The organism is Burkholderia sp. APQ4-4ca, from assembly GCF_057837105.1.
This window is the reverse complement of sequence record NZ_JBYQCG010000111.1, coordinates 56,390-80,382: the sequence shown is the minus strand read 5'-3', so window position 1 is coordinate 80,382 and position 23,993 is coordinate 56,390. Positions and strand designations below refer to the sequence as shown.

Here is a 23,993-nt window from a genome sequence, read left to right as displayed (position 1 = left end):
GAATGAGCTACATGCACGAGCAGATGCCGTCGAAGGTCGAGCACATCGTGCATATCGACCAGCCGTATTTCTTCGGCGAAGCGCAGCCCGGCGAGACGCCGGAAGCATTCGGCCTCGCGCGGGCGCAGCAGCTCGAAGCGAAGATTCTCGAACTCGGCGCGGAGAACGTCGCGGCATTCATCGGCGAGCCGTTCCAGGGCGCGGGCGGCGTGATCTTCCCGCCGTCGACGTACTGGCCGGAAATCCAGCGGATCTGCCGCAAGTACGACATCCTGCTCGTCGCCGACGAAGTGATCGGCGGCTTCGGCCGCACCGGCGAATGGTTCGCGCATCAGCACTTCGGCTTCGAGCCGGACCTGATCACGATGGCGAAGGGCCTCACGTCGGGCTACGTGCCGATGGGCGCGGTGGGTATTCACGAGCGCGTCGCGCGCCCGATCATCGACAACGGCGAATTCAATCACGGCCTCACGTATTCGGGCCATCCGGTGGCGGCGGCCGTCGCGGTCGCGAACCTGAAGCTGCTGCGCGACGAAGGCATCGTCGAGCGCGTGAAGACCGACACCGGCCCGTACTTCCAGGCGCTGATGCGCGAAACCTTCGGGCGTCATCCGATCGTCGGCGAAGTGCACGGCCACGGGATGGTCGCGAGCCTGCAACTGGCCGAAGCGCCGGCCGAACGCCGCCGCTTCGCGAACGGCGGCGACGTCGGCACGATCTGCCGCGACTTCTGCTTCAACGGCAACCTGATCATGCGCGCGACCGGCGACCGGATGCTGCTGTCGCCGCCGCTCGTGATCTCGCGCCAGGAAATCGATGAACTCGTGTCGAAGGCGAAGAAGGCCGTCGATGCGACCGCCCAGCAACTGGGTGTTTCGTAACGGTTTTGCCTACAGGCGTGCGGCGGGCGCCGCACGCCGCCATAACCCAAGGGAATTCCACCATGCGTGCCTGCTATCTTCGCCAAGCCTGTTCCGTTGCCGCCCTCGCCGCCGCAGCAGCGTTCACGTCGGTCGCCAGTCCATCGGTGCATGCCGAAGACCTGAACGTCTATAACTGGTCCGACTACATCGCACCGGACACGATCCCGAACTTCCAGAAGCAGACGGGCATCCACGTCAAGTACGACAACTACGACAGCGACGACACGCTGCAGGCGAAGCTGCTGGCCGGCAGCTCCGGCTACGACATCGTCGTGCCGACGTCGAACTACATGGCCAAGCAGATCCAGGCCGGCGTGTACCAGAAGCTCGACAAGTCGAAGATCCCGAACCTCGCGAACCTCGATCCGCTGCTGATGAAGATGATCGCGGATGCCGACCCGGGCAACCAGTACGGCGTGCCCTGGGCGTACGGCACGGACGGCATCGGCTACAACGCGCAGGCGGTGAAGAAGGCGCTCGGCGACAAGGCGCCGGTCGACAGCTGGGCGCTGGTGTTCGATCCGGCCAACATGGAGAAGCTGAAGAGTTGCGGCGTGTCGTTCCTCGATCAGGCCGTCGACGTGTTCGCCGCCACGCTGCAGTACATGGGCAAGGACCCGAACAGCAAGAACCCCGGCGACTACCAGGCTGCATTCGAAGTCCTGAAGAAAGTCCGTCCGTACATCACCCAGTTCAACTCGTCGGGCTACATCAACGACCTCGCGAACAACGACGTGTGCGTCGCGCTCGGCTGGTCGGGCGACGTCGGCATCGCGCACCGTCGCTCGGCCGAAGCGAAGCGTCCGTACGACATCAAGTTCTCGAATCCGAAGGAAGGCGGCCTGCTGTGGTTCGACGTGATGGTGGTCCCGAAGGACGCGCCGCACCCGGAAGCCGCGATGAAGTGGATCAACTACATTTCCGACCCGAAGGTCAATGCGGCGATCACCAACACGGTGTTCTACCCGACCGCGAACAAGGCCGCGCATCAATTCGTCACGCCGGCCGTCGCGCAGGACCCGACCGTCTACCCGCCCGAAGACGTGCTGAAGAAGATGGTGCTGATGAAGCCGATGCCGGCCGACATCCTGCGCCTCGAGAACCGTCTGTGGGCCCAGTTGAAGACGGGCCACTGATCGCCATGCCCCACGGCGGCGCAGGCATCGCGGTACGCCTGCCCGCCTGAAATTCGCGGACCTTCGTCCGCCCGCGCGCCGCGCGCGCTGTTCCATCCGGCACGAGCCGTTGCTCGCGAGTCGCGTTGCGCGCCTCGCGCGGGGACGTTCGCGCCTGCAATCCGTGAAGAACGAATGGTGACTCCCATGCAATCGATACCCTCTTCCGCCGCTGCACGCCAGACCCAACCGGCCGCCGCGCCCCGTACGCAAAACGACGCGTTCGTGCGCATCGAAAACATCGTGAAGAAATTCGGCGACAGCACGGCCGTCGACAACGTGAACCTGACGATCGCGAAGAACGAGCTGTTCGCGCTGCTCGGCAGCTCGGGCTGCGGCAAGTCCACGCTGCTGCGCATGCTCGCCGGGCTGGAAACGGCGACCTCCGGCAAGATCTTCGTCGACGGCGAGGATCTCGCGTCGCTGCCGCCGTACCGCCGCCCGGTCAACATGATGTTCCAGTCGTACGCGCTGTTCCCGCACATGACGGTCGAATCGAACGTCGCGTTCGGCCTGAAGCAGGAAGGCACGCCGAAAAACGAGATCAGGGAACGCGTGGCCGACGCGCTCGCGCTCGTGCAGATGAGCAAGTACGCGAAGCGCAAGCCGCATCAGCTGTCGGGCGGCCAGCAGCAGCGCGTCGCGCTGGCCCGCTCGCTGGTCAAGCGCCCGAAGCTGCTGCTGCTCGACGAGCCGATGTCCGCGCTCGACAAGAAGATTCGCCAGAAGACCCAGCTCGAACTGGTGAACATCATCGAGAAGGTCGACGTGACCTGCGTGATGGTCACGCACGACCAGGAAGAGGCGATGACGATGGCAAGCCGCCTCGCGGTGATGAGCGAAGGCAAGATCGTGCAGATCGGCTCGCCCGGCGAAGTCTACGAATACCCGAACAGCCGCTTCTCGGCGGAATTCATCGGCTCGACCAACCTGTTCGAGGGGCGCGTGGTCGAGGACGAGCCCGATCACATCTTCGTCGAAAGCGACGACCTCGAGAACCGCATGTACGTGAGCCATGGCGTGACCGGCCCGCTCGGGATGCCGGTCGGCATCTCGGTGCGTCCGGAGCGCGTGCACGTGTCGCGCGAGAAGCCGGGCGCGAGGCACAACTGGGCGCGCGGCGTCGTCACCGACATCGCGTACATGGGCAGCTATTCGCTGTACCACGTGCGTCTGCCGAGCGGCAAGACGGTGGTGTCGAACCTGTCGAGCTCGCTCCTGATGAACGACGGCGCGCCGGCGTGGAACGACGACGTGTTCGTGTCGTGGTCGCCGGCCAGCGGCGTCGTGCTGACGCAATGAGGACGCCACGATGAGAACCTCCGCTTCCACGCCTTCCGCGCCGGTGCCGACCGGCACGACCGCCGCGCCCCAGGCTAACAAGCGCCGCGGCCGCTTCGCCGCGCTGTCGCGCTTGCTGCCGTCGGGCCGCACCGTCGCGATCGGCGTGCCGTTCCTGTGGCTGGCCGTGTTCTTCGCGCTGCCGTTCGTGCTGGTGCTGAAGATCAGCTTCGCCGACCAGGTGATGGGCATCCCGCCGTACACGTCGCTCGTCGAGTTCAAGGACGGCGTCGTGCACTTCGCGCTGCAGTTGTCGCACTACGCGTTCCTGCTGCAGGACGACCTGTACATCGCGACCTACCTCAGCTCGCTGAAGATGGCCGCCGTGTCGACGGTGCTGTGTTTGCTGATCGGCTATCCGATGGCGTACTACATCGCGCGCTCGGAGCCGAGCCGCCGCAACGTGCTGATGATGGCCGTGATGCTGCCGTTCTGGACGTCGTTCCTGATCCGCGTGTACGCATGGATCGGCATCCTGAAGGACGACGGCCTGCTGAACCACACGCTGATCGCGCTCGGCATCATCCACACGCCGCTGCGGCTCTATCACAGCGATGCGGGCGTCTATATCGGGATGGTCTATTCGTACCTGCCGTTCATGGTGATGCCGCTCTACGCGCACCTCGTGAAGATGGACCTGACGCTGCTCGAAGCCGCGTACGACCTCGGCGCGAAACCGTGGGTCGCGTTCACGCGCATCACGCTGCCGCTGTCGAAGAACGGGATCATCGCCGGCAGCCTGCTGGTGTTCATCCCGGCGGTGGGCGAGTACGTGATTCCCGAGCTGCTCGGCGGCGCCGACACGCTGATGATCGGCCGCGTGATGTGGGATGAATTCTTCAACAACATGGACTGGCCGATGGCGTCCGCGGTGACGGTCGCGATGGTGCTGCTGTTGCTGGTGCCGATGGCGCTGTTCCAGTACTACCAGGTCAAGGAACTGGAGGAAGCGAAATGATCAAGCCGAGCAAACCGCTGTCGACGGGCGTTCTCGCCTTCGGCTTCCTGTTCCTGTACATCCCGATCATCAGCCTCGTCGTGTATTCGTTCAACGAATCGAAGCTGGTGACGGTGTGGTCGGGCTTCTCGCTGAAGTGGTACGCGGCGCTGCTGGACGACGACGAGCTGCTGACCGCCGCATGGCTGTCGCTGAAGATCGGCTTGCTGACGGCCACCGCGTCGGTCGTGATCGGCACGTGGGCCGGCTTCGTGCTCGCGCGCTTCGGCCGCTTCAAGGGCTTCACGCTGTACACGGGGATGATCAACGCGCCGCTGGTGATTCCGGAGGTGATCCAGGGGATCTCGCTGCTGTTGCTGTTCGTCGCGCTGGAGCAGATGTTCGGCTGGCCGAAAGGGCGCGGGATGCTGACGATCTGGATCGGTCACGTGATGTTGTGCGTGTCGTACGTGGCGATCATCGTGCAGTCGCGCGTGAAGGAGATGAACAAGTCGCTGGAAGAGGCCGCGCTGGACCTCGGCGCGACGCCGCTGAAGGTGTTCTTCGTGGTGACGCTGCCGCTGATCTCGCAGGCGCTGCTGTCGGGATGGCTGCTGTCGTTCACGCTGTCGATCGACGATCTGGTGCTGTCGGCGTTCCTGTCCGGGCCGGGCTCGACGACGCTGCCGCTGGTGGTGTTCTCGCGCGTGCGGCTGGGCCTGAACCCCGAGATGAATGCGCTGGCGACGCTGTTCATCACGGCCGTGACGATCGGCGTGATCGTCGTGAACCGGATGATGATCGCGCGCGAGCGGCGCCGGATGGCCGACCTGAAGGCCGCGTTCGCGCTGGCGTGACGACCCGCTTTCGCTTCGAAGATAACAAGCAGTGCAGACAAGCATGACGCGCTGCCCCAGGGGGAGCGCGCGATTCGATCCCGTTTTGACAAGCGCACGACTAGGAGAATCCGCAATGAAGAAGAAACTGATCTGCCTGCTGGTGGCCGGCGCGTTGCCGGGCGTCGCGCTGGCCGGCTCCACCTCCGCCGAAATCAAGGCGCTGCAGGCGCAGGTCGCGGCGCTGCAGAAACAGATGAAGGCGATGCAGGCGCAACTCGCCGCGAAGCCGGGCGGCGCGGCGGTCGCGGCGGCCGGCGCGAGCGGCGGCATGGCCGGCGGCGGCAACGCCGTCGCGGTCGCCGCCGATCCGTCCTCGCCGGATTACGGCAAGGCACGCGCCACGCTGACCAACGACGAGGTCAGCGAAATGAAGCAGCAGATCGCGAACCAGCAACTGAAGGTCGACTCGCTGACCGACGCGGCCACCACGGGCCCGCTCGCCGGCCTGTCGGTCACGGGCTACATCGATCCGACCTACATCTACAATCGCGCGGCCGGCACGTCGTCGTTCCTGTTCGCGAACCACGAGAACGCGTACAACTACTTCAACAGCACGTTCGGCGATCTCTACCTCGACATCAAGAAGACATTCGGCGTCGGCCCGATGGCGCCGTCGGCCGAAATCACGTTGATGCCGAACCGCGGCAACGGCATCACGCTGCTGCAGAACTCGCGCGGCTCGATCACCGACAACCTGCTGAACACGGCGGTCATCAACGTGCCGATCACCGCCGAGACGACGCTCGTCGCCGGTTTGATCCCGAGCTTCGGCGGCTACGAGGTGCAGCAGTCGAACCAGATGCTCACGCTCACGCACAACCTGCTGTACGATTTCTCCGACCCGGGCAGCTACGTCGGTGTCGGCGCGAACTACACGAAGGGCAACTGGGCGTGGAAGTTCTTCCTCGGCAACGAGCAGTACCGCACGTACGGTTCGGTCACGCAGACGGGCACCAATGCGCTCGGCGACCCGATCACCACCAGCAACAAGGTGCCGACCTTCACCGCGCGCGCGGACTACACGTGGTCGAGCGCGCTCGATATCGGCGGGTCGTTCAACATCGGGCGCCAGACGCTGGCGAGCGCGATCGACTCAACCACGGGCGCCGTCAGCTACGGCCCGGGCGGCGTGGCGCCAAGCGCATACGGTTCGTTCTTCTTCGGCGAACTCGACGCGACCTACACGCTCGCCGACATTCAGTACAACGCCGAAGTCGACTACGGCCGGCAGCAGCATGCGGCGTTCAACGGCGGCCTCGCGCAGTGGTACGGGCTGTCGCTGCTCGCGCACCGCAAGTTCAACGCGCCGGTGGTCGGCCGCATGGGCGTGACGCTGCGCTACGACCTGCTCGCGAACTCGAAGAACGGCGGCGGCGGCGGCGGCATCGCGCTGAACGGCAACGGGATGGACCCGAGCAACGGCTTCGGCGTCGACGCGGACTGCCTCGCGCAATCGAAGGCCGGCGGCGGCCTGGGCTTCGAGTGCAAGGGCGCGGTGCGCCAGGACGTCGCGCTCGACCTGCTGTTCTATCCGACCCAGCAGATCACCGTGAAGGTCGAATACCGGCACGACTGGGCGAACAACAAGGTGTTCCTGCGCAACGACGGGTCGTACGGCAAGTCCAACGACCTGCTCGCGACGCAGTTCATCTATTCGTTCTGATGCGGCACGCGCGGGGCGCCGTGCCGCACGCACGGCGTCCCGCGCCGTTTTCCGGCTGCGCGCTGATTGCAGCCTTGTCGAGGGAGTCGGTTTGATGACGCAGTCTTTCACCCGCCGCGCCGATGCGCTCGCGCGCGACTCGTACTACGAAGCCACGGCCACACGGCCCGTGACCGACGATCCGATCCTCGAGGAGACGATCGACGTCGACGTCTGCGTGATCGGCGCCGGTTTCGCGGGCCTGTCGACGGCGCTCGACTGCCGCGCGCGCGGGCTGTCCGTCGCCGTGATCGATGCGCACCGGCCCGGCTGGGGCGCGTCGGGCCGCAATGGCGGCCAGGCGATCACCGGCTTCGCGAAAGACGAGGTGATCGAGAAGCAGCTCGGCGCCGACGGCGCGCGCGCCGCGTGGTCGCTGTCGCTCGACGGCGTCGCGCTGATCGCCGAGCGCATCGCGCGCTACGGGATCGACTGCGACTTCACGCGCGGCTACCTGACGGTCGCGACGAAGCCGCGCCGCGTCGACGACCTGCGCGCGTGGATGAACGCCGCGACGTCGCGCTGGGGTCATCCGTCGCTCGCGTGGCTCGATACCGGCGAGATCCACGCGCGCATTGCGTCGACGCGCTATCTGGCCGGCGTGTACGATCCGCTGTCGGGCCATCTTCATCCGCTCAAGTATTGCCTCGGCCTCGCCGATGCCGCGCGCCGCGAAGGCGTCGCGCTGTATGCGCACACGCCCGCGCTCGACGTCGTGCGCGGCGCACGGCCCGTCGTGCGCACGCCGTCCGGCGAAGTGCGCTGCCGCTTCGTCGTGTCGTGCTGCAACGCGGGCCCCGGCGGCGTGCTGCCGGCCGCGACCGCCGCACGCATCGCGCCGATCGCGTCGTACATCATCGCGACCGAGCCGCTCGGCCGCACACGCGCCGACGCGCTGATCGCCCGACGCGAAGCCGTGTGCGACAACAACTTCTTCCTCGACTACTTCCGGCTGTCGGCCGACCACCGGATGCTGTTCGGCGGCCGCGCGAATTCGGCCGGCGCGTCGCCCGCCGCGCTCGCCGAAGCGATCCGGCAGCGCATGGTCGGCGTGTTCCCGCAGCTCGGCGACGTGCGCGTCGACCACGCGTGGGGCGGCTTCGTGGACGTCACGCGCAACCGCGCGCCGGACTTCGGCGCGATCGATCCGACCTTCTTCTACGTCCAGGGCTTCAGCGGACACGGCGTCGCGCTCACCGGCATTGCCGGCCGTGCGATCGCCGGCGCGATCGCGGGCGACACCCGCGCGTTCGACCTGTTCGCACGCTTGCGTCACCGGCGCTTTCCCGGCGGCGACGCGTGGCGTCAACCGGCGCTCGAACTCGGGATGCTGTATCACCGCGTCCGCGAGCTGTTCTGAGCCCTTTCACTCCGTTTTCTTCATCATGCAGACATTCGCCAACCAGCCGCACGTCGCGTCGTACTACGCGGCGACCGCCAACGACACGACCCGCCACGCGCCGCTCGCCGGCACGATCGACGCCGACGTGTGCGTGATCGGCGCGGGCCTCACGGGCCTGTCCGCCGCGCTCAACCTCGCCGAGCGCGGCCATTCGGTGACCGTGCTCGAAGCGTCGCGGGTCGGATGGGCGGCGAGCGGCCGCAACGGCGGCCAGTTGATCGGCGGCTTCGCGTGCGACATCGACACGTTCGCGCAGTTCATGCCGGAAGGCGACGTGAAGCGGATCTGGGACATGGGGCTTGAAACGCTGTCGCTCGTGAAGTCGCGCATCGCGCGGCACGACATCGACTGCGCGCTGGTGCCCGGCTACCTGACCGCGGCCAATACCGAGCGCGACGCCGATGCGCTGAAACGGTGGCGCGACGAAGCCGCGAAGCGCTTCGGCTACGACCGCTTCCACTTCGTCGAAGCCGACGAACTCGGCGACTACGTGCAGTCGGCCCGCTATCGCGGCGGCCTGTACGACCCCGACAGCGGCCACCTTCATCCGCTCAACTACACGCTCGGCCTCGCGCGGGCGGCCACCGAAGCGGGCGTGCGCATCCACGAGGACAGCTGCGTGACGCGCGTGCGCGACGTGTCCGGCGGCCACGTCGTCGAGACGAGCGGCGGCAACGTGCGGGCGCGCTTCGTCGTGCTCGCGTGCAACACCTACGTCGGCACGCTCGCGCCCGCGTTGTCGAGGAAGATCATGCCGGTCGGCACCTACGTGATCGCGACCGAGCCGCTCGGCGAAACGCGCGCCGCCGCGCTGATGCCCGCGCGCGCGGCGATCTGCGACAGCCGGTTCGTGCTCGACTATTTCCGGCCGGCGCCCGACACGCGGCTCGTGTGGGGCGGCAAGGTCAGCTATTCGACGCGCGAGCCGCGCGAGCTCGCCGCGGCGATGCGCGCGGACATGCTGAAGACGTTCCCGCAGCTCGCGGACGTGAAGGTCGACTATGCGTGGGGCGGCTTCGTCGACATCACGATGAACCGCGCGCCGCATTTCGGCCGCATCACGCCGACGACCTACTTCGCGCAAGGGTTCTCGGGGCACGGCGTGAACACGACCGCGCTCGCGGGCAAGCTGATCGCCGAGGCGATCGACGGGCAGGCGAGCCGCTTCGACCTGTTCGACAAGATCCGGCATCGCGACTTCCCCGGCGGCGAAGCGCTGCGCACGCCGGCGCTGGTGCTCGCGATGAGCTGGTACCGGCTGCTGGACGCGTTCGGCGTGCATTGAGCCCGCCGCACGCGCGATACCGAGGCACGACGAAAAACGGCCGCGCGTGCGCGCAGCCGTTCGATCGGATCGCGGCGTGCCGGCGCAACGGACACCTGACGATGCCCGCGCGCCGCGCGCCGCATGCACCGGTCAGTCCGTGCCGTACTTCGGCGAATGCGGGCCGTACAGCAAGCCGGCCGGCGGCCCGGCCGACAGCAGGCGGCTGCTCGTGAACGCGGCGACGTCGTGACTCTGGTCCATCAACGTGTTCGCGATCTGCTTGACCGCGGCCACCACGAGCATGCCGATCAGGCCGCCGCCGCCGTTGTTGCCGCCTTCGTCGCTGCTCGCGCTCGCGCGGCCCTGCCACAGCACGTCGCCGGTGCGCAGGTCGACGAGCTTCGCCGACGCCGACACCACCGTCGCGCTCGCGAGAATCCGGTAGACGGTGCCGTACTGCGACACCTTCGAATACAGCGCGGCGTCCGCGCCGAAGATCTCGCGCAGCTTCGCGGGCGACGTCTCCTGGATTTCGGCCGCATTGGTCAGGCCGTTCTGCTTGAAGGTCTCGTCCATCACGGCGACCGGCACGACGTAGTAGCCCGACTCGGCGAGCGGCAGCGTCATCTGCGACAGCAGCCCGTAGGTCGCGCCCACGTCGGAGGTTGCGTTGACGGGCGGCAGCACGAGGATCGAGCGCGGCTGGCTCTTCTTGAACGCCGCGTAATCGGGCCGTTTCACCGGCTGCGCGCAGGCGCTCAGCAGCGCGACGAGCGACAGCACGGACAGCAGCTTGAATGAGAGGGTCTTGAACATGGCTGGCGCGTCGCTCACTGTTTGGCGGTGGTCGGATCGGCGTTCTTCTGGCCGGCGACCGTCTGGTCGGCAGTCTTCTGGCCGGCGGCCTTCGGGTCAACCGCCTTCGGGTCGGCCGCCTTCTGCGCGCCGCCTTTCTTTTTCAGCAGGAAATCCATGTAGGTCGCGGATTCCGGAAACAGCTGTTTCTCGGCCTGCAGTTCCTGTTCGGCCTGCTGCTCGCTGCCGATGCTCGCGTACAGCATGCCGAGATGCGCATGGAAGCCCGGCGGCGGCATATGGCCCTTGCCGCGAATGTCCTGCAGCGCTTTTTCGAGCGCGTCGATCTGCTCCTGCGGCGACTTCTGCCCCTTGAAGTATTCGTACACCTGCGGCTGATAGCCGGTCCACTGATAGAGCGGCGGCGTGGAGCTCGCGCAGCCGGCGAGCAGCAAGGCGGCGGCCGTCGCCGGCAGCCAGTTACCCCGTTTCATGGTCTTTTCTCTTTTGATGTCGTGGTGAATCGTGCAAGCGGCGCCGGCCCCGGCGCCCGCTGCGGCGGGTTGCGACGCTTACTGCGCGACGCTTACCGCGCGACCTTCAATGCGCCGGCGTCCACCTGCTCCGCCAGATGGTTCACGGCTTCCTGAATCGCGAGGTCCAGCACCTTGCCGTTGAGCGTCGAGTCGTAGCCGGCCGTGCCGCCGAAGCCGATCACCTCGCGGTTCGACAGGCTGAACTCGCCCGCGCCCTGGCTCGATGCGACGACTTCCGACGTCGTCGTGTCGACGATGTTCAGGTTGACCTTCGCGTACGCGACCTGCGTCTTGCCGCGGCCGAGAATGCCGAACAATTGATGATCGCCGACGTCCTTGCGGCCGAACTCGGTCACGTCGCCCGTCACCACGTAGTTCGCGCCCTTCACGGCCTGCGCTTTCTTCATGAAGCCCGCTTCCTGCTTGATCTCCTCGAGGTTCTCGCGATCGAGCACGTTGAAGCGGCGGCTCTGCTGCAGGCGCGTGACGAGGATCGTCTTCGCCTGTCCGCCGAGGCGGTCGATGCCGTCGGAGAAGATGCCGCGCATGTAGCTCGAGCGGTTGTCGAACTTGCCGACGGCGATCGCGACGGGCTTGCCCGCATACGGCTTCTGCGCGCTGCTGACGGCCGGCACGTCGAGCGTGCGCGACGATTCGGTCGCGCAGCCGGACAGCGCCGCGACGACCGCTGCCGCCACGAGGACGGTGCGTCGTGTCTGAATGTTCACTGCTGGTCTCCTTGCGTGGAAAAAATGCCCGATGCGGGCGCGCCGGCTCGCGAACGATCCGGCGCTCGAAACGGCTGCGGCGCGACCACACGCGTGCGCATCGGCGCGATGCGCGCGTGTGCGGTCAGCGCCGGGCCGGCGATAGCGGTATGTGAAGGCGGGGCGCCCGCAACGGATCGGTTGCGGTACGAAGCGGATGGGCAATGCAGGACGCGACAGGCTCGCGTGCGCCGGTTACCCCGTTGTTCTGATTGCTGCGCTGTTGATCGCGCATGATACGGCCCCGTGTGTGATTTTTCGCGATCATACCAAGTCCGCTTGTCGACACGGGGATTCTTGAGAGGAATCGACGACTTTTCGACTCATGGGAAACACGCGATCGATGCCGGCACGCAACGGCATACGGGTATTCAGCCTTGCCGTGAATGCACGATCGATCGGCGCGATACGCACCCCTGCACGTCGGCCGCACGCGCGCGGGCGCCGCTGCCGACGCGCGTGCGGTTTCGGGTTTGCGCTAGTCGCCCACCTTCTGCCGCATCGTCACGAACTCTTCGGCCGCGGTCGGATGAATGCCGATCGTGTCGTCGAACTGCGCCTTCGTCGCACCCGCGCGAATCGCGATCGCGATGCCCTGGATGATCTCGCCCGCGTCGCGGCCGACCATGTGCGCGCCGATCACGCGCTGGCTGTCGCGCGCGACGACGAGCTTCATCAGCGTGCGCTCGTCGCGTCCCGACAGCGTGTGGCGCAGCGCCTTGAACGACGTGCGGTAGAGGTCGACGTCGCCCAGCGTGCGGCGCGCATCGGCCTCGGTCAGGCCGACCGTCGCGACCTCCGGCTGGCTGAACACGGCCGACGGCACGTACGCGTGATCGACCGCCACGCGCGAGCCGCCGAACAGCGTGCGCGCGAGCAAGCCGGCGTCGCGCGTCGCGACCGGCGTCAACTGCGGCCGCGACGTGACGTCGCCGATCGCGTGGATCGACGGCACCGACGTCGCCGAATACGCATCGACGGCAATCGCGCCGCGCGCATCGAGCAGGATGCCCGCCTGCTCGAGCCCGATCCCGTCGACGTTCGGCACGCGGCCGGTCGCATACAGCACCTGATCGTACGGCCCGTGCCGCGCGTCGCCGACGTGCACGAACAGCGTGCCGTCGCTCGCGCGCTCGATCGATTCGATCACCGCGTGCGGATGAATCGTGACGCCCTGCTTCGTCATCTCGTCGGTCAGGAACTGGCGCACGTCGTCGTCGAAGCCGCGCAGGATCTTTTCGCCGCGATAGAACAGGTCGACGTGGCTGCCGAAGCCGTTGAAGATGCCCGCGAATTCGACCGCGATATAGCCGCCGCCGACCACCGCGATGCGTTTGGGCAGCGTCGCGAGCGACAGCGCCTCGCGCGACGTGATCGCATGTTCGATGCCGGGCCGCGGCGGCAGCGACGGGCGCGAGCCGGTCGCGATCGCGATGTGGCGCGCGCGGATCGTGCGCGCGCCGATCGCGACGGTATGCGCATCGACGAGCGTCGCGCGGCCGGCGTGCATGTCGACGCCCGATTGCCGCAGCAGGCTGATGTAGATGTCGCTCAGCCGGTTGATCTCGCGATCCTTCGCGGCGATCAGCGCGGGCCAGTCGAGCGTGCCGGCGCCGAAGGTCCAGCCGAAGCCCTTCGCGTCGTCGACTTCGTGCGGATAGTGCGATGCGTAGACCAGCAGTTTCTTCGGGATGCAGCCGCGCAGCACGCAGGTGCCGCCGATCTGCTCTTCTTCCGCTATGCCGACACGTGCGCCGTATGACGCGGACATGCGCGCGAGCCGCACGCCGCCCGAGCCGGCGCCGATGACGAACAGGTCGTAGTCGAAATCCATCGCATTCCCTCATCGCAGTTCGGATGGGGTGACGATAGCAAGATTCGGGGATCCGTGCGGCGCGTCGTGCGTGCCGCGCGCCCAATAAAAAACGGCGAGAGACGAGGCCTCTCGCCGGTCAAACCGGCTGGCGGTTGTGCCATGCGTCACCGATCGACCGCATGCCCGACCTGCCGATTGCGCGGCACCGGTCGGCCCGGGCGCGCGAAGGGCGCGCCCGCGGCCGACCGGCCGCCATGCTCATGTCTGCGACGTGTCGCTGCCGTCCGTCGCCTGCGTATCGTCCGCCTGCTGCGGCTGCTCTTCCTTCTTCTCGAGCATGCCCTCGATCGCCTCGGCGCCCTTGAAACCGACGACGGCCGCGGCCGCCTTGGTCAGCAAGCCCGCATCCGGATCCAGCTTCTCCGCGCCTTCGACGGCGGCGACTGCGCCGGCGATCTCGCCCACGACGTTCAGGATACCCATCGTCATCCCCTTTCAAGAAAATCGTGAGCGCATCGTCCCACGAAAGAAACTGGCGAACCGCATTTGTCATCGCCGGATACACAAGTTACGCACCTGGCCGGCCACCCTCGACGAGCACCACCGGAACCACGCGCGCGCACGCCGGACGGCATGCGACGCGCGATGCACGCAGCGTAGCGGAAAGCCCGCGCGGGGACCGTAAAAGTATGTTGTGGCTTGCCGACGGATCGCTTACGGCGCGAGACTTCCGCAATGGAGCGTTCGCCGAATGGTTGGGCGCGCGCATGAAGCGTGCGTGACGAAAAAAAGAGGCGCCGCGGCGCCTCTTCGATGTGCGTCGGACGAAGCCGGCGCAGGCATGTTCCGACGTTCGTCAGAAGATATTGCGCAGGCCGATCGCGATGCCCGTCTGGTTGCTGCGGCCAGGCAGTTCGACGTTCGCCGCGCCGTTCGTCTTGTTGAAGTCAACGGTGCCGTAGATTTCGGTGCGCTTGCTCAGCGCGTACTCGGCGATGCCGACGATCGCGTAGCGGTTGCCGCTCGCGAGCGTGCCGTTCGTGGTCATCGCATTGCGCATGTGGTCGTAATAGAACGCACCCGTCAGCGTCAGCGGCGCGCTGACCTGCCAGCTCACGCCCGCGAACGGACCGTCGTCGATGCGGCCCGTGCCCTTCGCGACCGGAATCGATTGCTGCGCGAGCAGGCTGTCGACGAAACCCGTGTCGTCCTTCGAGCGCAGGTAGCCCGCGTAGATCTTCGCCTTGCTGAACGCATACACGACGTTCGCGTGATAGATCGTCTGCTTGCGCGCCGAGTTGTCGCTGTTCTGCTGCGCGCCGGCCGCGATGCTGAGCGGGCCCATCACGTACGACAGCGACACGCCCCACGCATTGCCCTTGCCGAGCGAGCCCGGAATCTGGCCCGAGAAGCCGCCGGCGCCGGTCGATTCGTAGTTGGTGCCGGTCGAGTACATCGCCTTCGCCGTCAGGCCCTCGAACTTGCCCGTGTACTTGATCTGGTTGTCCGCATAGAGGCCGCCGCCGAGTGCGACCGGCAGCCACGCGTTTTCGAGGTAGTTGCCGACGGTCAGAGGATCGTAGGTGTCCGACAGCAGGTCGAACAGCGGCGTCTTCTGGCGGCCGAGGGTCACGGTGCCGTACGGGCTCTGCAGGCCGACGTACGCCGCGCGGTTGAACAGGCGGCCGCTGTCGGCGAACGCGCCGTTCTGCAGGTTCACGCCGCTCTCGAGGTTGAACACCGCCTTCAGGCCGCCGCCGAGGTCTTCCGTGCCGTAGATGCCGAAGCGGCTGTTCGTGATCGCGCCGTTGGTCATCGACAGCAGGCCGTCGTTCTTCGCGTTGGCGTTGGTCAGGTAACGGATGCTCGCATCGGCGACGCCCCACAGCGTGACCGAGCTTTGTGCTGCTGCGTACTGGCTGGCGAAGGCCAGCGCCGCGCCCCCTGCGATGACGGCGAGTCGGGTGGTCTGCTTCATGAGCGTTCCTTTTTTAGGTGTCTCCATTCATGGCCAGCCGCGTGCGCAGCCGGGTGGCGATCGCCCACGCTCATGGCGCGCGCGATGTGGGCTGAATCATAAGACGAGTGCGAACGCTGAAAGAAATTGAAATAAGCGGCAATTGCGCGACTGTCGTCCGGGAACAACGGTTCGCGCGGCGCGCCTGTGTCGCGCGGCGGCGGCACGGGGCGCGGCGGCGCAGGCGGGCATGCGCGGCGCTGCAAGGTTCGGTGATGGTGCGGCGTGGTCACGCGGATCGCGGCGACATTGCCGGTGCGATCGTTGCGGGTTGCGGGTTGCGGGTTGCGGGTTGCGGGTTGCGGGTTGCGGGTTGCGGGTTGCGGGTTGCGGGTTGAAGCTTGCCGCCTGCCCGCCTGCCCGCCTGCCCTCAGGCCGTTTGCGTCGCCCCGTCGCTGCCGCCCGCGTCGCCGTTACCGCCCTCGCCGCCCGCATCGCCGTTCCCCGCGCGACGCCACGCGCGCCGCACGATTTCCGCGAACGCGCCGACGAGCAGCAACACGGCGCCCCACAGCGCGACGTCCGGCACGAGCCGCGTCACGAGGCCGCCGACCACCGCGCCGCCCAGGAAACAGAAGCTGATCGTCGCGAGCAGCGCCGAGTCGTGCAGCGCGCCCGCGTCGTAGCGCGGAATCAGCCCGACGAACAACTTCTGCGCGGCGCGCCGCAGGTTGCCGGTCGTCATCACCGACGTGTACGACAGTTCCTCGAGATGGGTGAACGACAGCGTCTGCAGCGTCGCGACGAACGAGATGCCCGGAATCAGCCATGCGCTCGACGCGCCGACCAAGCCGCTCGCGGCCACGCCGAGAAACGCGATTTCGACGATCAGGCTCACGAACGCGGTATGCCGCATCCAGCCGCGTTGCGCGGCGAGGCCGAGCAGGTGCGCGACGAACACCGCGAGCACGAAGCCGCCGAGCGGCGGCACGTGATGCAGCGCGGCGGCCCATTCGCCGGCCGACAGGTTGATGCCGAGCAGCGCGACGTTGCCGGTCATCGTGTTCGCGAACACGTGGCCGTGGCCGACGTACGTGTACGCGTCGAGGTAGCCGCCGGACAGCGTCAGCAATGCGGCGACGGTGAGATTGCGGCTGGCGCCGTCGAGATCCATCGATCCTCCCGTGAAAAGTCGCGCCAGTATCGCGCACGGGAGGCCGGTTGTGCGCCGCTCACTGCCCGATGCCCGTGAGCCCGATCAGCGCGCCGCCCGCGAGCAGCCATAGCGGATGGATGCGCGTGCGCCACGCGAGCACCGCGCATGCGGCCGTGATGCCCCACTGGATCGCGGTGCGGTTCGACGCCTCGGAAATCAGCACCGCGCTCGCCGCGACGAGGCCGGCCGTCACCGGCATCATCCCCTGCTGCACGTAGCGGCGCCACGGCCGGTCGCGAAAGCGCTCCCACGCATGCAGCGCCAGCACGGTGACGATCGACGACGGCCCGAACTTCGCGACCGACGCGACGAGCAGCCCGGCCCAGCCGGCCACGTGCCAGCCGACCAGCGACACGATCATCATGTTCGGCCCCGGCGCCGCCTGGGCCAGCGCGAACAGCGCGGTGAACTCGTGCGCGCTCATCCAGTGGTGCACGTCGACGACCTGCCGCTGCATCTCCGGCAGGATCGTGTTGCCGCCGCCGAACGCGAGCAGCGACAACTGGCTGAAGATCGTCGCGATGGCGATCAGCGTGTCGCTCATGGCCGGCGCTCCTGTTGCGTGTGGCGCGAGTCGTGCGAATCGTGCGCGCCTCGCGCGGCGTTCGGCGCCGGCCGCGGCGTGCCGGCCTCGCGACGGCGCGACGCGAGCCAGATGCTGACGGGCGTGAGCACCAGCATCGTGGTCAGTAGCGGCAGTCGCAGCACCGCGATCGCGACGAACGCGAGCGCCGCGATGCCGGCGGCCGTGCGCGGCGCCCGCAGCAGCGGCTTCGCGACCTTCACGGCCATCGCGACGAGCAGGCCGGCCGCCGCGGCGGCGAGCCCCGCGAACAGGTGCTGCACGTGCGGATCGTTCTGCGTCTTCGCGTACAGCACGCCGAGCGCGACGACGACGAGCGTCGGGCCGGCGATCAGCCCGAGAATCCCGGCGAACGCGCCGGCGACGCCGCGAAAGCGCATGCCGACGGCGACCGACAGGTTGATCACGTTGCCGCCCGGCAGGAACTGGCACAGGCCGAGCAGATCGGTGAATTCGTCGGCGGAGAGCCACTTGCGTTCGTCGACGATCGTGCGCCGCGCGAACGGCAACGCGCCGCCGAACGACATCAGGCCGAGCGACAGGAAGCCGGTGAACAGCTCGGCGAGGCCCACGCTGCGAGGGGGCGCGGCAGGCGGCGGCGAGGCGGGCGGAAAAGCGGATTGCATGGGGCTCCTCATCAAACGGTGAACCGAGGTTACCGCCGTTCAGGATTCCGGCAAAACGATTTTATCGGCGCGCCCTTGTGATCTAGAATCACAAGCATGGCACGCGATCTCCCGCCCTTTTCCGCGCTTCGGGCCTTTGAAGCCGCGGCACGACATGAAAGCTTCAGCGCCGCCGGCGACGAGCTGCATGTGACTCACGGTGCCATCAGCCGGCAGATCGCCGGGTTCGAGGCGTGGCTCGGCAAGCCGGTGTTCCACCGCTACGGCAAGCGCGTGAAGCTCACCGACGAAGGCCGCCGCTACCTGGACACCGTGCGCGCGGCGTTCGACAGCATCGCGCACGCGACCGAGCAGTTGCGCAACACCGGCGCGGCGCGCGTGCTGCGCATCAACGCGCTGCCGACCTTCGCGATGAAATGGCTGCTGCCGCGCCTGTCGCGGTTCCAGCGCGACGTGCCGAACGTCGAGCTGAAGCTGTCGACGTCGAACGCGCCGCTCGACACGCTGAACGGCTTCGACGTCGCGATTCGCCGCGGCCCCGGCCACTGGCCGAACTGCACGAGCGGCCACTTCCTCGACGAAAGCGTGATTCCGGTGTGCAGCCCCGCGCTGCTCAAGCGCGCGCCGATCACGCGCGCGGACGATCTCGCGCGACACGTGCTGCTGCATTCGGATACGCGGCCGGAAGGCTGGCGCGACTGGTTCGCGGCGGCCGGCGTCGCGATGAAGGGGCGCAAGCGGCAGTCGTTCGACCACTTCTATTTGGCACTGCAGGCGGCCGTCGACGGGCTGGGCGTCGCGCTCGGCCCGCTGCCGCTGATCGACGACGAGCTCGCGAGCGGGCGCCTGGTGATGCCGCTCGACGGGCCGCGCATCGCGACGCGCAGCTACTGGTGGATCGCGCCGGGCGCGCCGGCCGACGATCCGCTCGTCGCGCAGTTCTGTGCGTGGCTGCAGGGGCAGTCGAATACCGGCACATGAGGGACGCACGACGACGGGCGGCATTGCACCGCCCGCTCCCGAATCACACCACCGGCCCCGGTTCCTTCTCCTTGCGCAGGATCGCGTACAGGATGATCGCGCCGAACGTCGCGGTGCCGATCCCGCCGAGCCCGAAGCCGCCGATCTTCAGCGAGAAGTCGCCGGCGCCGAGCACGAGCGTGACGGCCGCGACGATCAGGTTGCGGTTGTCGGAGAAGTCGACCTTGTTGACGACCCAGATCCGCGCGCCGGTCACCGCGATCAGCCCGAAAACGACGATCGACACGCCGCCGAGCACGGGGCCGGGAATCGTCTGGATCACCGCGCCGAACTTCGGCGAAAAGCCCAGCCCGATCGCGATCAGCGCGGCGATCGCGAACACCAGCGTCGAATAGATCCGCGTGACGGCCATCACGCCGATGTTCTCCGCGTAGGTCGTCACGCCCGTGCCGCCGACGCTGCCCGATACGATCGTCGCGAGCCCGTCGCCGATGAACGCGCGGCCGACGTAGCGGTCGAGGTTCGTCCCCGTCATCGCGCTGACGGCCTTGATGTGGCCGAGGTTCTCCGCGACCAGGATCACCGCGATCGGCGCGAGCATCAGCATCGCGTGCGGATCGAACACCGGCGCACGGAAGCTCGGCACGCCGAACCACGCGGCCTGCGCGACGATCGCGAAATCGATCGGCTTGCCGAGGCCCATCCCGTTGGTCGCGATCGCGTAGATCACGTACGCGATCACGAGCCCGACGAGGATCAAGAGGCGCTGCATCATCCCGCGCGCGAACACGGCGACGCCGCCGACGCACAGCACCGTGACGAGCGCCATCACCGATTCGAAGGTCGAGCCCGACACGCCCTTGACCGCGATCGGCGCGAGGTTCAGCCCGATCACCGCGACCACCGCGCCGGTCACGACGGGCGGCATCAGCGTCTCGATCCAGCGCGTGCCGATCGCCTGCACCAGCGCGCCGAGCGCGACGTATACGACGCCGCACGCGACGATCCCGCCGAGCGCGACCGGAATGTTCGGGTTCGGGCCGCTGCCGCCGTAGCCCGTCACCGCGATCACGAGGCCGATGAACGCGAAGCTCGAGCCGAGATAGCTGGGCACGCGGCCGCCGACCAGCACGAAGAACAGCAGCGTGCCGATGCCCGACATGAAGATGCACAGGTTCGGGTCGAAGCCCATCAGCAGCGGCGCGAGCACGGTCGAACCGAACATCGCGACGACGTGCTGCACGCCCATCGCGATCATCTGCGGCCACGCGAGGCGCTCGTCGGGGCCGACCACGCGCGAGGCCGCGCCGGTCGGTTGGACCCGCCAGCGCGGGAAGTAGGAATCGGACATGGGGAAAGCGCTCCTGTCGGTCGTCGGTCGCCGGCTGCAAAGAATGCGCCGGTCTGGAATCTGGCGCGAGTTTACGGAGCGGAAATGGGGCTGGCAAGCGAACGGCCGGCGGGGCCGGCCAAACTAGGACGCGGCAGGCCGCGCGAGAGAACCGGTGCGCGACCGCGCGGCCCCGGCGAAGCGCCCGTCCGCGCACGATGCGCGGCTGGCGACGGCAAGCGCCGGCCGCGAAGTAAGCGTGCGCTCACATCGCGGCCGGCGCCGCGTGCATTACGGATTGATGTACTGGAACAGCGACAGGTTCTGCAGCTGCACGTACGCCTTCTGCGCGCCGGTCAGCGCGTTCTGCACCTGCAGGTACTGGCTGATCGTCGTGACCATGTTGGTGCTGGTCAGGTCCGTCAGGTTGCTGGTCGTCTGCAGCGACGCGGTCTGGGTGACGGCCTGCATCGCCTTCACTTCCTGCTCGCGGCCGCCGACGGATGCCTGGATCGTCGTCACGTTGCGCATCGTGTTGCCGACCTTGATCGACCCGGTCATCAGCGCGTTCTTCAGCGACACGGCCGCGACAGGGTTGCCGGTCACCGGCATCTTCAGCGCCGCGATCGTCGAGTCGAGCGTCGAGAAGATGTCGGCGCCGCCGCTCGCCTGCGGGCCGGGCGTCACGGCGAACGTATCGCCGGTGCTCGGCGTGCCCGATACGGCCACCGTCATCCCGCTGCCGAGCGCGATCGACGCACCCGACGTGTAGGCCTGCGCGGGCGTCGTGGTCGGCGGCTTGGCCGAGCTGTCGGTCACCGTGTAGGTCGGCGCGGCGGGCGTGCCGCCGAACGTGATCGTGAAATGGTGATCGTTGGTCGCGGCGGACGGGTCCGTCACCGTCACCGCGCCGATCGCGCCGGTGCCGACGTTGCCGGCGCCGGCCGACGGAACCTGCGCGCTGCCGAGCGACGGCACGGACATGAACACCGCCGAACCGGTGTCGCCCTGCGACACGCTGCTCGAATCGGCGATCTGCACCTGGCGCGTGCCCGAGTCGCCGACGTAGCTGATGCTGCCGTTCGGGCTGGCCGTGAACGGCGCCGTCGAATTGTTCAGGCCGGCGAACAGGTAATTGCCGGCACCGTCGTTCGAGTTCGCGAGCGTCACCAGCTGGTCGCGATAGCCTTGCAGCTGCGTCGCGAGCGCCGAGCGGTCGCTGTCGGCCAGCGAGCCGTCGCCGGCACGCACGAGCAGCGTCTGCACGCCGGTCAGCACGCTGCTCACGCTCTGCAGCGCCTGGTCCTCGGCCTGCAGCGACGCGAGCGCGGTCGTCTGGTTGGTCGCGTACTGCGACAGCGTCGCCGACGTCATCGACAGCTGCACGGCCTGCGCCGCGCCGACCGGGTTGTCGGCCGGCGTCTGCAGGCTCGTGCCGCTCGAAATCTGCTGGTACAGCTGTGCGAGCTGCGCCTGCTGATCGTTCATCTGTGAAACGTTCAGCTGGAAGAACTGGGCGCTGGAAATTCGCATCGCTTCTATTCCTCGAATCCGGTCAGTTGAACAGGCCGAGCACGGTCTGGAACAGCGTCGCCGCCGTCTGGATCACTTTCGCGTTCGCCTGGTAAAGCTGCTGGTACTGCATCAGGTTCGCCGCTTCCTCGTTCTGGTTCACGCCCGACACCGACTGCTGCGCGGTCGTGATCTGGCCGACGAGCGAGGTCTGCGCGGCGCTCGACGACTTCAGCTGGCTCGCCGTGTTGCCGATCGCGTTCACGTAGTTCGCATACGCGCCGGTCAGCGTCGTCGTGCCGCCGCCGAGCGCCTTCGCGGTGACGAGCTGCGACAACGCTTGTGCGTTGGAGCCGTCGCTCGTGCCGCCCGCGTACGGTCCGATCGTGAACGTGTCGCCATCCGACGGCGCGCCGGACAGCGTGACGGTCACGCCGTTCATCACGCCCGCCGGAGCCGGCTGCGTGGTGCTGTTGATCGTCAGCTTCGCGCCGGCCGTCGCGTTGTACGGCACGCTGTCGGTCGGGCTCGTGATCGTCACCGAGGTCGGCGGGGTGCCCGCGATCGTCACCGTGGTGCCGGCCGGGAAGCCCGACAGCGACTGCGACGCCGCGTCGTAGGTCAGCTTGGTCGGCGTCGTCGGCACCTGGTAGCCGGCGCTCACCGCGCCCTGCGTGATCTTTGCCGTGCCGATGTTGGTTTTCGATGCCGCAGCGACCACCGGCGACGCGGCCGCGATCGCCGAGCCGCTCGTGGTCGCGAGGCCGAAGCCGGTCAGCGCGCCGCGCGTCGGCAGCACGGTGAACTGGTCGCCGGCATTCATCGCGCCGGACGAGAACGAGAAGTTCAGCCCGCCGAGCGAGACCGGCATCGGACCGGCCTTCTGGTCGACCACCGACCCGCTCGCGCGGTCGGTCAGCGTGTAGTTCGTGCCGTCGTACGACAGCGTGTAGTCGCTCGTCGTCGGCTGCGACGCACTGGCGAACGACACGGACAGCGACGCGTTGCCGGTGTTGCCCTGATTCGAATAGACGGTCGGGTTCGTCACCGTGAACAGGTCGCCGCCCGGCTTGCCCGCCAGATCGACGCCGAGCGCGTTCTGCGCGTTGACCTGCGCGGCGAAGCTGGTCGCGAGCGCGCCGAGCTGCGCCTGGGCCGGGTCGAGCGTCTGACGGCGGAACGCGAGCAGGCCGCCGAGCGTGCCGCCCGACAGCGACGCATCCGGCAGCGCCTGGTCCGGCCCCTGCGGATTCGCGCCGGCGATGCCCTGCGACACGACGGTGAGCTCGCTCGGATCGGACGGCGACGTGACGGTCGCAAGCTGGTAGCTCTTGTCGGCGACGACGAGCGGCTGGCCGCCCGCGAGGAATACGCTGTAGCCGCTGTCGTTGCGCACGACCTGCACGCCGGCGAGGGACGACAGGTTCGACACCGCGAGATCGCGCTGGTCCATCAGCTGGTTCGGCGGCTGCCCCTGGCTGCTCGCCGCCGAGATCTGCTGGTTCAGCTGCGCGATCTGCGCGGTGTACGTATTGATCTGCGACACGGTGCTGGTGAGCTGCGTGTTCACGCTCTGGCGCAACGCGTCGTATTGCTGGCCCGCCGCCTTCAGCTGGTCGCCGAGAATCTGCGCGTTGCTGATCGCGGTCTGCCGCACCGACGGATCGGACGCATTGTTCGCGACGTTCTGCAGCCCGGTGAAATAGCTCGTGATCGCGGTCGAGATGCCGGCCGTCGGGCTGCCGACGTAGTTGTTCAGCTGCGCGACGAGCGAATACCACGTCGACAGCGCGCCGCCCTGCGTCTGCGCGCCGTTCAGCTGGTCGCTCAGGTACTGGCTGTACTGCCGCTGCACGGTGACGGTGTTCACGCCCTGCGGCATGTAGCCGCTGCTGGTGTACTGCCCGCTCGCCTCGGCATAGACCGGGCGTTCGACCGAATAGCCCGGCGTCGCCGCGTTGCTGATGTTCTGGCCGGTCGTCGTGAGGCCCCAGAGCGCGGCATTCAGGCCGCTGACGCCGAGGTTCATGAGTGTGTTGGACATGCGCGATCCTGATGAGCCGGCCGCGCTGCGGCCGCCGGGTTGCGTGACTCCCGGTATAACGGCCGCGGATTGAAAAAATTGAGGAAAAAATGCACGCGCGGCGCACGGGCGTGCGTCGCCGCTGGAAGCGCCCGGCGCAAGGCGCCGGCGGTGCTGCGCGGGCGGCCCGCGGGGGGCGCCGGCC

Annotated in this window: 21 protein-coding genes; 9 read left to right on the top strand and 12 right to left on the bottom strand. The window is 67.8% G+C overall.

Translation table 11 applies throughout. From position 1 onward, the window contains the following. From AC3IFE_RS14215 to AC3IFE_RS14180, 8 genes are all read left to right on the top strand, one after another. Nucleotides 1–881 (top strand): aminotransferase class III-fold pyridoxal phosphate-dependent enzyme (locus tag AC3IFE_RS14215; protein WP_489190884.1); only part of this gene is annotated, 881 nt, incomplete at its 5' end. A gap of 62 nt (nt 882–943) precedes the next feature. Next, on the top strand, nt 944–2,059 hold the full coding sequence (locus tag AC3IFE_RS14210) for a polyamine ABC transporter substrate-binding protein (RefSeq protein ID WP_301739855.1): 1,116 nt from the start codon (nt 944–946) through the stop codon (nt 2,057–2,059). 186 nt (nt 2,060–2,245) lie between these two features. Beyond that, on the top strand, nt 2,246–3,400 hold the full coding sequence (locus AC3IFE_RS14205; RefSeq protein ID WP_489190883.1) for an ABC transporter ATP-binding protein: 1,155 nt from the start codon (nt 2,246–2,248) through the stop codon (nt 3,398–3,400). A 10-nt stretch (nt 3,401–3,410) separates the two neighbouring features. Next, a complete protein-coding gene (locus AC3IFE_RS14200) occupies nt 3,411–4,397 on the top strand; it encodes an ABC transporter permease subunit (RefSeq protein ID WP_089468649.1) in 987 nt (328 codons plus the stop codon). After that, entirely contained in the window at nt 4,394–5,233 is an 840-nt protein-coding gene (locus AC3IFE_RS14195) for an ABC transporter permease subunit (RefSeq protein WP_089468650.1), read from the top strand. Before AC3IFE_RS14200 ends, AC3IFE_RS14195 begins: the two co-directional genes overlap by 4 nt. Before the next feature lie 115 nt (nt 5,234–5,348). Beyond that, on the top strand, nt 5,349–6,938 hold the full coding sequence (locus AC3IFE_RS14190) for a DUF3138 family protein (protein ID WP_489190882.1): 1,590 nt from the start codon (nt 5,349–5,351) through the stop codon (nt 6,936–6,938). Between the two features lie 94 nt (nt 6,939–7,032). After that, nucleotides 7,033–8,337 carry an NAD(P)/FAD-dependent oxidoreductase gene (locus AC3IFE_RS14185; protein ID WP_489190881.1) on the top strand — a complete coding sequence of 435 codons (1,305 nt, stop codon included), beginning with the start codon at nt 7,033–7,035 and terminating at the stop codon, nt 8,335–8,337. A 25-nt stretch (nt 8,338–8,362) separates the two neighbouring features. Next, nucleotides 8,363–9,664, top strand: coding sequence for an NAD(P)/FAD-dependent oxidoreductase (locus tag AC3IFE_RS14180; protein ID WP_489190880.1), 1,302 nt, complete (start codon nt 8,363–8,365; stop codon nt 9,662–9,664). Between the two features lie 132 nt (nt 9,665–9,796). Here AC3IFE_RS14180 and AC3IFE_RS14175 read toward each other — a convergent pair whose 3' ends face one another. The 9 genes from AC3IFE_RS14175 to AC3IFE_RS14135 form a co-directional block, all read right to left on the bottom strand. After that, nucleotides 9,797–10,462, bottom strand: coding sequence for a DUF799 domain-containing protein (locus AC3IFE_RS14175; protein ID WP_089468654.1), 666 nt, complete (start codon nt 10,460–10,462; stop codon nt 9,797–9,799). A gap of 14 nt (nt 10,463–10,476) precedes the next feature. Then, nucleotides 10,477–10,935, bottom strand: a complete 459-nt coding sequence (locus AC3IFE_RS14170; RefSeq protein WP_089468655.1) for a DUF4810 domain-containing protein — start codon at nt 10,933–10,935, stop codon at nt 10,477–10,479. 92 nt (nt 10,936–11,027) lie between these two features. Then, complete coding sequence (locus AC3IFE_RS14165) at nt 11,028–11,699, bottom strand: CsgG/HfaB family protein (protein ID WP_218828347.1); 672 nt, start codon at nt 11,697–11,699, stop codon at nt 11,028–11,030. 523 nt (nt 11,700–12,222) lie between these two features. After that, nucleotides 12,223–13,578: a glutathione-disulfide reductase gene (gene gor / locus AC3IFE_RS14160; RefSeq protein WP_089468657.1), complete on the bottom strand. Its 1,356-nt coding sequence runs from the start codon at nt 13,576–13,578 to the stop codon at nt 12,223–12,225. Nucleotides 13,579–13,818: 240 nt separating this feature from the next. Beyond that, nucleotides 13,819–14,043: a hypothetical protein gene (locus AC3IFE_RS14155; protein WP_489190887.1), complete on the bottom strand. Its 225-nt coding sequence runs from the start codon at nt 14,041–14,043 to the stop codon at nt 13,819–13,821. Between the two features lie 373 nt (nt 14,044–14,416). Further along, on the bottom strand, nt 14,417–15,538 hold the full coding sequence (locus tag AC3IFE_RS14150; RefSeq protein ID WP_011546404.1) for a porin: 1,122 nt from the start codon (nt 15,536–15,538) through the stop codon (nt 14,417–14,419). A 409-nt stretch (nt 15,539–15,947) separates the two neighbouring features. Further along, nucleotides 15,948–16,691 (bottom strand): YoaK family protein, encoded by a 744-nt coding sequence (locus tag AC3IFE_RS14145; RefSeq protein WP_089468658.1) that lies wholly within the window; start codon nt 16,689–16,691, stop codon nt 15,948–15,950. A gap of 58 nt (nt 16,692–16,749) precedes the next feature. After that, nucleotides 16,750–17,277: a chromate transporter gene (locus AC3IFE_RS14140; RefSeq protein WP_050014278.1), complete on the bottom strand. Its 528-nt coding sequence runs from the start codon at nt 17,275–17,277 to the stop codon at nt 16,750–16,752. After that, complete coding sequence (locus AC3IFE_RS14135; RefSeq protein ID WP_489190879.1) at nt 17,274–17,942, bottom strand: chromate transporter; 669 nt, start codon at nt 17,940–17,942, stop codon at nt 17,274–17,276. The genes AC3IFE_RS14140 and AC3IFE_RS14135 overlap by 4 nt, the downstream gene beginning before the upstream one ends. Nucleotides 17,943–18,038: 96 nt before the next feature. On the opposite strand from AC3IFE_RS14135, the gene AC3IFE_RS14130 reads away from it, so the two are divergent. Further along, nucleotides 18,039–18,923, top strand: coding sequence for a transcriptional regulator GcvA (locus AC3IFE_RS14130; RefSeq protein ID WP_126363721.1), 885 nt, complete (start codon nt 18,039–18,041; stop codon nt 18,921–18,923). Between the two features lie 43 nt (nt 18,924–18,966). Here the strand turns inward: AC3IFE_RS14130 and AC3IFE_RS14125 are convergent, their stop codons facing one another. The 3 genes from AC3IFE_RS14125 to flgK all read right to left on the bottom strand — a co-directional run bounded on the left by AC3IFE_RS14125 (nt 18,967) and on the right by flgK (nt 23,809). Next, entirely contained in the window at nt 18,967–20,274 is a 1,308-nt protein-coding gene (locus AC3IFE_RS14125; RefSeq protein WP_077178516.1) for a solute carrier family 23 protein, read from the bottom strand. 270 nt (nt 20,275–20,544) lie between these two features. Further along, nucleotides 20,545–21,786, bottom strand: a complete 1,242-nt coding sequence (gene flgL, locus AC3IFE_RS14120) for a flagellar hook-associated protein FlgL (protein ID WP_089468665.1) — start codon at nt 21,784–21,786, stop codon at nt 20,545–20,547. A 22-nt stretch (nt 21,787–21,808) separates the two neighbouring features. Next, a complete protein-coding gene (gene flgK / locus AC3IFE_RS14115; protein WP_301739846.1) occupies nt 21,809–23,809 on the bottom strand; it encodes a flagellar hook-associated protein FlgK in 2,001 nt (666 codons plus the stop codon). Between the last annotated feature and the right edge of the window lie 184 nt (nt 23,810–23,993).